This is a genomic window from Cyclobacterium salsum (assembly GCF_010119245.1).
GTDB classification, from domain to species: domain Bacteria; phylum Bacteroidota; class Bacteroidia; order Cytophagales; family Cyclobacteriaceae; genus Cyclobacterium; species Cyclobacterium salsum.
The window spans coordinates 739,150-748,031 of sequence record NZ_WNKG01000001.1 but is presented as its reverse complement, the minus strand read 5'-3'; the positions used below and the strand labels follow the sequence as shown (position 1 = coordinate 748,031).

The following is an 8,882-nucleotide window of genomic DNA, read 5'->3' as shown; positions in this document are numbered from 1 at the left end:
CTCTTTTTTTCCATTTTACACATTATTTGTGTAAACCTATTTCAGGACGAGTCAGTATATTGAATAGTTGAAATCCTCGAAAAAATCCCCCAACCCCCTTTTAAAAAGGGGGAATTGTTTACGTTGGGATTTTTAGATTTTACCTTCCTGATGAAGCGTTACTTCTTTCATACCCTGCCGGATACTTTCCAGAATTTCCTGCTTGCTAGGTTCCTCAAAATCCTATGGATACGAATGAAATCCAGGCTTTTCACGAAATTGAGAAAAGCGGCGGCTTTGCTGTCTTTGATGTCTAAAGTTACTTTCATAGTTGACTATTATAATTATATCAAATAGCTTTTTACCTTTTCTCTTTCCACCCTAAAACTGCCCGGCTACCCGCTTGAAATAATCCATGCTTTCTTTGACTTCCGGCAGGTTGTTTTCCCAGTTGTGTTCGTATTCGGCGGAAAAGACACCTTCAAACCCTTGCCGGTTCAATTCGTGCAGGACCCCGGCTACATTGCAAGTGCCCGTGCCCCAGGGGATATCGTGTGCATCCCGGACACCGGCTTTGTTCAGGTCTTTCATATGAAGGCTGATGATTCTTCCTTCCAGTTTGCGCAGGCTTGCTACCGGATCCAGGCCGGAGCGCACCCAGTGGCCGATATCCGCACAGACCCCCATCAGTTCGGACCGGCCTTCCAGAAAGCGCAAGGGCACTTCCGGATGCCAGTATAGGGAAGGCAGGGGGTGGTTGTGCAGGGCAATTTTTATCTGGTGTTCTATGGCCAACTTTTCGATCAGGTCGAATTGATTGGGCCTGGGCTCGGTGGTCAGGATGCCTATGCCCATTTCTTTGGCAAATGCAAACAAGTCCGGCCATTCCTCATCACTGGGGCTGGCTACCCCATAGGCTACAGCTTCGATATCGTACTGTTGCAGTAAGGACTTGATTTTATCCTTTTCTTCCTGTGATGCCGCAAAGTGCGTGGTGGCATCACCCGTTTTGGTGATTTTTTGCCCCGGGTACAGCTCCACATAGCGTACGCCGATACTGTTAAGTTTTTCAAGGGTTTCTTCCAGGGAAAAGAGGCGAAAGGTATAGGCCTGACTGCCCAGTTTCCATCCGGAGGGAATTTCCTGCTGCGCCTGGGCAGCAAGGGTAAGGAAGGCGGTCAATGCAAGGATAAGGGAGCGAAGGAATAAGGTTTTCATTTAGATCAGGTTTTTGGGAAATAACTTTTTGTTAAAACTACTTATTTTTATTGAATTCTAAAATTCGAATTGCATCGGGTTATGTACCTTGCGAGAAAGTAGTATTATCCATAAAATCTTTCTCTATGCTTATTGAAGCTCCTTTTTCCGGGAATAGATTCCTAGCCTCCCAAACCCTTTCTGCCGACCTGGTTGTCGTTGGTGGTGGGATGGCCGGTATTTGTGCCGCCATTACAGCTGCCCGGCAGGGCTTGGAAGTGGTCCTGGTACAGGACCGGCCGGTGCTGGGGGGAAACGCCTCTTCCGAAATCCGGCTTTGGATCCTTGGTGCCACCTCTAGCATGGGTAATAACAACCGCTGGGCCAGGGAAGGGGGCATTATCGATGAAATCTTGTTGGAAAACCAATACCGGAATCCGGAAGGCAATGCCCTGATTCTGGATACGGTGCTACTGGAAAAAGTGGCCAGCGAAACCAACATTACCCTTTTACTAAACACGGCAGTCCATGCCTGTGAAAAAGCGAGCGGCAGCCGAATTGCCAAAGTGCTGGCCTTTTGCAGCCAAAATAGTACCCAGTACCGGCTGGAGGCACCCTTGTTCGTGGACGCGTCGGGAGATGGCATCCTCGGATTTTTGTCCGGAGCTGCCTTTCGCATTGGAGCGGAATCCAGGGAGGAATTTGACGAAGCTTTTGCGCCGGAAAAGGCCTATGGGGAGCTGTTGGGCCATTCCCTGTATTTCCACAGCAAGGACACGGGAAAGCCGGTGCGGTTTTTTCCTCCGGCATTTGCCAACACCGACCTGGCCAGCCTGCCCCGTTTTCATACCTTTAACCTGTACGACAGGGGTTGCCGCTTATGGTGGGTGGAATACGGGGGTCGATTGGACACTATACACGCCACCGAAACCATCAAATGGGAACTCTGGCGCATCATCTATGGGATCTGGCACCATATCAAAAATTCTGGAGACTACCCCGAGATGGAAACGCATACGCTGGAATGGGTGGGCATGATTCCCGGCAAGCGCGAGAGCCGGCGCTTTGAGGGGGATTACATGCTTTCCCAACGGGACGTGGTGGAGCAGCGGACCCATCCGGATATGGTTTCCTACGGAGGCTGGGCCCTGGACCTGCATCCGGCAGATGGCATTTACGGGGAGCTTCCCGGCTGCACCCAATGGCATGCCAAAGGGGTGTACGGCATTCCCTACCGCTGCCTGTACAGCAGAAATATCGATAACTTATTTCTGGCAGGCAGGATCATCAGTGCCAGTCACGTGGCCTTTGGTTCCTCCAGGGTGATGGCCACCTGTGCCCACAATGCCCAGGCCGTGGGAATGGCTGCCGCCCTTTGCAGAGAACAGCACCTTTTACCCCGGGAGCTGATGGAAGACGCGCTGATGGATAATTTGCAGCAGCGCCTGATGGGCATGGGCCAATACCTGCCGGGTATGCATTTGCGGGATATCGATAATCGGGCCAAAACGGCTTCGGTATCTGTTTCTTCTACGTTTAGTTTGCAGCAGTTACCGGCCGATGCCGGATGGAAAGACCTGGACAGCAGCATGGCGCAAATGCTTCCACTGGAAGCAGGCAGGATTCCGGTTTTTACCTTTGAGGTGAAAGCAAAGAAAGCAACCCATCTGGTACTCCGCTTAATGGGCAGTAGCCTGCCGGGTAACTTTACCCCGGACAGGCAATTGGTGGAGAAGGAGTTTTCGGTTTCCAAAGGGGTACAGGAACTGGTAGTGGATTTTGGTTTGCTACTGGATGCATCTGCGTACTACTTTATAGTTTTTGAGGCAAATCCCTTGGTGCAGGTTGGCATCAGCCAGCTTAGGCTAACCGGGATTTTGACGGTTTTTAACCGGGTCAATTTGGATGTTGCCAAAGGTAGCCGGCAGGAGCCGCCGGAAGGTCTGGCTGTGGATGCCTTTGACTTTTGGTTGCCGGAACGAAGGCCGGGAGGGCATAACCTGGCCATCGGCTGCGAACCAGCGCTGCGATTATACCGTCCTGAAAACCTGCTCAATGGCAGCTTCCGTCCCACCTTCCAAAGCAATGCCTGGGTAGCGGATCCAACGGATCCCGAACCTACCCTTACTTTTTCCTGGCCCGTGCAGCAGAAAATCAGGAAAATTGTTCTATGGTGTGATACAGACTTTGATCATCCATTGGAGTCAACGCTGAGGGGCCATGATGAAAGGGTGATGCCTTTTTGTGTGCGGGAGTTTCGGCTCCTTGATGAACGGGGCAGCCTGCTTTTTGAGGAAAAAAACAACCACCAGAGCAGGTATGAGATTGTATTTGCTCCCGCTATCGGGGCAAAAAAAATTGTGCTTCAGCTCAAACACCCCGAGAAGAAGGTACCCGCTGGTTTGTTTGGAGTAGGTTTTTATTCCTGAAGTGAGTATAGTAACCTGGCTTGATTTAAAATGTTACCGTAATAAAATCCCTCTTTTTCCCTCCGTCGCGGCGGAGGGATTTGGGCCCATAAGATTTACGGACACGTTATTACCATGGGATTTGCTCAGTGACTTGCAATGACTCCAATTCAATCAGCATTTCAGCTATTTCCCTCTGCCGCGGCGGAGGGCCAAGGGGAATTTTTAAATTCAGATAGCGTTGTGACAATGAAATCCGACCAATTACCTGGCATGGTGCCCATTTTTCATAACTATGGACCTTTTACTGAAATTAACTTTTTAATAAATTTAAACTGCAAATATTTGTATTTTAAAATCAAAAAAGTTATTTTCATACGTATAATTTTGTTTAACTTAAATTTTATGTGTTATGAGTACTAAAAACGCAATCTCTATTCAGATTCCTGAGGAGGAGCAGCAGGCCATCAGTGAAGCCATTGCGACACTGAAATCTCTCCTCAGTCCCTATTTGATCGCCCTGACACCTGCAGATAGACAGCGGGTTCCTAAAATGGGTGATGGTACCCTTCCCTTTGTGGAAAAGGCCATGGAATATGCCCGGGAGGATGGGCAGTTCTTACCTCCCTATGTAGACTTGCAGGAACTGGAAAAAGACTGGAATGCGGTGGAAAACCTGGTGCCCTGGCTCAATGATTTACAGCAGTTGACCAGTAACCTGGATGACTCGGTAATGATGGCAGGTTCGGAAGCCTATGATAGCTATTACAATTCCGTAAAGTACGGAGCCAAGATGAATGTAGCCGATGCCAAGGTAATTTTTGAGGATCTCAGTCAGCGGTTTGGCAGGTCGAGAACCAGCCCAACAAATGGAACGGATGTAGAATAATGGAAAAGTTGCTTATGTCACCTAACATAATTTAAAGGGTGCAGGTGGATCGTTCCAGGCTGCACCCTTTGTAGTAGTAAGGGTTTTAACTTATACCAGGCACTTATTAACTACCACATACCCCTTATGAACCTCCATGTTCTGATTTAGGAATCCTCTTTTACAGTTCGGCTATTCCCCGCCTCAAGTCCGAAATTCAAGGATCTCCCACCTACATTCACCTTTGAATAAAATAGATAAACGGCCGCAGTTTTTTAATGAAATCTTCCACCAAAGAAATGCAACCGACTGCCAAAATCCTGACTGCGTCCGTTTAATAATCTCAGCCTTAAATAAAAAACACTGACAGGCCCGACTAAAAATCGAGTGATTTGACCTCAGAAGTACCCTTTTTTTTGGAAATTGAAAAAAATTCGGAAAAATTGTCAGTGCTGATTTTCCTTGGAAAGGAAAATTGTCTGTTTTCAACAAAAATCTTCGGTTTTGGGCTTCAAATGCCGACTTCGGAATCGAAACGTTCGATATTTTAAATTCAAGCCTGTCAGTTTTTGGTCGACGCTTGTCAGTTTTTAGTCCGGACCTCCATTTTTGAAGTCCTCAGCTGGGGTTCGGAGCAGTCCTTGGGGTCTTTGGAAGTGCCTGTTTCGGCTGTTTTTAAGCCAGTTATAGGATAATAGAAGAACTACCTGTATAAACAGAACCGCTAATTACCCGGGAAAAGAAGGGACTGGGCAAAGTTAGAATTCAAAAAAATATCAAAATGCGGCTTGCCTCCTAATCCGAAATGATTAATTTGAAAGCGGAAAGGTGAGGGTTTGGTGGGGTTGATGCTTTCTAGTGAGCACCGATAAGGTATACAGATTTATCACACTTATGATGGATTTGTATACTTTTGGTTAACAGATATGCAAGTTGGCGGTAATGCTAAGAAAGACACAGTACAAACTAAATGAGTAATTTAAATGGACATTAAGAAAGTCTCACTAACTAACGGAGAATACCTTTGTGACATTGATATTTCAGTAGAGGAATGGAAAATTATACTTCAAGACGAAAATTTACTGAATGACAACTACAAAGATGCGTTAATAAAATTTTATACTGAACCAGACCATAAATCAACGTGTAAAGCACTTGGAGAAAAATACAATGTTTCACCACAATCTTTTAATGGGACAATAACAAATTTTGCTAAAGCAGTTCAAAAGAAACTGAATCGGTTTGAAATAATTGGAATAGATGGAAAACCTACATATTGGATAATTCCAATGAATGGGAAACATATATCTGATGGATTATTTGAGTGGTCAATACGTCAGGAATTAGTTACGGCAATTATGGAATTAGATTTAATTAACAAGAATAATGAAAAACAACTCGAAGAATATAGGAGGTTCAAAAAACTATTAGAATATTTTGTTACACATTTAGAATGGGTTAATAGTGAAGATAAAAATAGTAAAGGTTTTGACAACTATATAAAACCTTTAACCGATGCAAATAATTTTAAAGCTACAGGACAAGGTTATAGCGGAGGTAATATACAAATTCAAATTAGTAATTGGGATAAATATTCAAATGGTAAAATTTGTATTAATATCCAACCAAACTTTGGTAGTTACAAATCTTCAAAAAGTTATCTTAATTGGGAAGGAACTGGAATTAATGTAATTGCAAAATGGAATAAGGAAAATATTGAAAGTCTTTTACAAGAAGAATATCAATATTGGTTAAATCCGCCTAAAAGAAAGGATTTGAAAATTACTAGAAGCCTTGATTCTCTTGGACTTTTTGACAATAATGAAGAAGTAACCAAAGTTCTAATTGATTTTTTTGACAACTTCAAAAATATTTTAGCAAACCATAATATTAAGCAACAAGTAATTAAGCACATGCAAGCATTAGAGCCATATATTAATCTTTTAACTGCCAATTATAATTTAGTACTCACAGGTGCTCCAGGTACTGGAAAAACATTTTTGGCAAGAGAAATTGCGAAAGCATTAAATGCAGAAATTGGATTTATACAATTCCACCCTTCTTATGATTATACCGATTTGGTTGAAGGGCTACGTCCAACTCCACCCGATGAAAATGGAAATATTGGATTTGAACGGAAAGACGGTGTTTTCAAAGAATTCTGCAAAAAAGCATTAAAGGAAAATATTTCTAATGAAGTTGACAATTTTGAAGAAACTTGGGAAAAGCTAATAGAATTGGTTAAAACCAATTTGTCAAATGACAAATTATTAAAAATTGGTTCTTGGGAGTATGGACTATCAACTAAGGATTCGCTCAAATATTCATCATTAAACACTCCTTCTCAGTATTCTTTTACCATCACAAAACAAAATGTTTATGATGCTTATCAGAACAAAAAAGCAAGACCCTCTGGCGCTTTTCAAAGAGATATGGAAGATGTGGTTGATTTTATGAAAACTCAATTACAATTAAAAGACTATCAAGAGGGTGCAATCTTAAAAGAAGCAGAAAATAAAAAATTTGTTTTTATTATCGATGAAATAAATAGAGGAGAGATTTCAAAGATTTTTGGAGAGTTGTTTTTTTTACTAGACCCAAGCTATAGAGGTATAGAGCATAAAGTTCAAACACAATATTCGAATTTAATTGAGTCAGGTGATGTTTTTTCTGATGGCTTCTTTGTTCCTGAAAATGTATATATCATTGGAACCATGAATGATATTGACCGCAGTGTTGAATCTTTTGATTTTGCAATGCGTAGGCGTTTTGCTTGGAAGGAGATAAAAGCAATAGATAGAATTACAATGTGGGATGGTGTAATTGATGATTGGAAGGCGGAATCTTTAAAAAGAATGACTTCGATAAATACGAAAATTGAATCAATACAAGGCTTAGGTTCAGCATTTCACATAGGACCAGCTTATTTTTTAAAACTTAAAAATTACAACGGAGGTTTTGAACAACTATGGGAAAATCACCTTGTTGGTGTTTTGTTTGAGTATTTACGGGGACTACCTGAAAGAGAAAAGAGACTTAAAGAACTATTTGATGCCTATAATAATGCTTTAGAATCACCGATAGATGTTGAGAACAACTGATAATAACGGAGGAAAGGAGATTGAAGCACATTTTCTCCCTGATTTTGGAATAATTGCGAATAAAAGAATTAGCAACTTAATTTCTGATGATAATCCGAACTTATTGATTTTCCCCAATGATTTGAATCAAAACAGCGATAAAATTAGCGAGGAGCATATTTTTTCGTTGCTCGATTCAACTCTTACAACTGGTAACATAATGGGATTTATAGGGGTTAACAACAGTGAGATTTCTATTCAATCGCGTTTTGCAAAAAACAATCAAGACTATTTTTTACATTACATGCTTCAAAAGGTGTTTTCAATAAACCTTTTTGACTTAAAGCATGGTATAAATAATGAATCAATATTTGATTTTCTACTTTATTTATTCCCGTTCTATTTAAAAAAAGCATTAAGGCAAGGTTTGTATAAAGAATACCATAGACAGGAATATAATGATTCAAATGTAAAAGGGACAATAGATTTTAGTAGGCATATTCGTAAGAATGTTCCATTTGTCGGAAATGTTGCTTATAAGGTTCGAGAACATAGTTTTGACAACAAAATCACTCAACTTATAAGACATACGATAGAGTTTGTGAAACAACATAAATTTGCACATGGAATTTTGGATTTAGATTCAGAAACACAGAACTGTGTAAATGAAATTTTACTAGCAACACCAAGTTATAATAATAGAGACCGAACAATAATTTTAAACAAAAACCTAAAACAATTTTCACATCCATATTTTTTTGAATATAGAGAGCTTAAAAAGATTTGCATGCAAATCTTAACATTTGAAGGGCTTAAATATGGTAAAGAAAAAGACAAAGTATATGGTTTGCTTTTCGATGGTGCTTGGCTTTGGGAAGAATACCTTAATACTTTTCTGATAAATAGCGGTTTTAACCATCCGAAAAACAAAAATTCTGAGGGAGCAATTTATTTATTTAATAACTCGAAAGGAAAAAGATTTCCTGACTTCTGGAAAAAGAATTTTATTTTAGATGCAAAGTATAAAAGATTGGCAGACAAAAAAGTGGATAGAAATGACATGAACCAAATAATCTCTTACATGTATGTAAAAAAAGCTGAGATAGGTGGGTTCATAGTTCCATCAGACAATAATGAGTACGAAGCAAAAGAAATAAAAATTGGACAATTAAATGGATATGCAGGCGAGGTCTATATCTGGGTTCTTTCTATTCCTCAGCAGACAGATAATTTTATGGAATTTTGCATTCGAATGAAAAAAAACGAGATATTTTTAACTGACTTAATTGAAAAACAGAATGATAAAGCACATACCGCCAACAAAGTGTATATGCCATAAGGGTTTCAGTG

The 8,882-nt window shown here is 41.2% G+C and carries 5 protein-coding genes; 4 read left to right on the top strand and 1 reads right to left on the bottom strand.

The window, feature by feature from the left end; genetic code table 11:
* Window positions 1–360 precede the first annotated feature (360 nt).
* Window positions 361–1,197, bottom strand: coding sequence for a sugar phosphate isomerase/epimerase family protein (locus tag GJS45_RS02835; protein WP_162339913.1), 837 nt, complete (start codon window positions 1,195–1,197; stop codon window positions 361–363).
* A gap of 125 nt (window positions 1,198–1,322) precedes the next feature.
* Between GJS45_RS02835 and GJS45_RS02830 the strand changes: the two genes are divergently transcribed.
* The 4 genes from GJS45_RS02830 to GJS45_RS02815 all read left to right on the top strand — a co-directional run bounded on the left by GJS45_RS02830 (window position 1,323) and on the right by GJS45_RS02815 (window position 8,871).
* Window positions 1,323–3,605 carry an FAD-dependent oxidoreductase gene (locus GJS45_RS02830; protein ID WP_162339912.1) on the top strand — a complete coding sequence of 761 codons (2,283 nt, stop codon included), beginning with the start codon at window positions 1,323–1,325 and terminating at the stop codon, window positions 3,603–3,605.
* Between the two features lie 391 nt (window positions 3,606–3,996).
* Window positions 3,997–4,473, top strand: coding sequence for a hypothetical protein (locus GJS45_RS02825; RefSeq protein WP_162339911.1), 477 nt, complete (start codon window positions 3,997–3,999; stop codon window positions 4,471–4,473).
* Window positions 4,474–5,435: 962 nt separating this feature from the next.
* The gene (locus tag GJS45_RS02820; protein ID WP_162339910.1) at window positions 5,436–7,553 is read left to right on the top strand and encodes an McrB family protein; all 2,118 of its coding nucleotides are present in this window, start codon (window positions 5,436–5,438) and stop codon (window positions 7,551–7,553) included.
* Window positions 7,537–8,871: an McrC family protein gene (locus tag GJS45_RS02815; RefSeq protein ID WP_162339909.1), complete on the top strand. Its 1,335-nt coding sequence runs from the start codon at window positions 7,537–7,539 to the stop codon at window positions 8,869–8,871. The genes GJS45_RS02820 and GJS45_RS02815 overlap by 17 nt, the downstream gene beginning before the upstream one ends.
* Window positions 8,872–8,882: the final 11 nt, after the last annotated feature.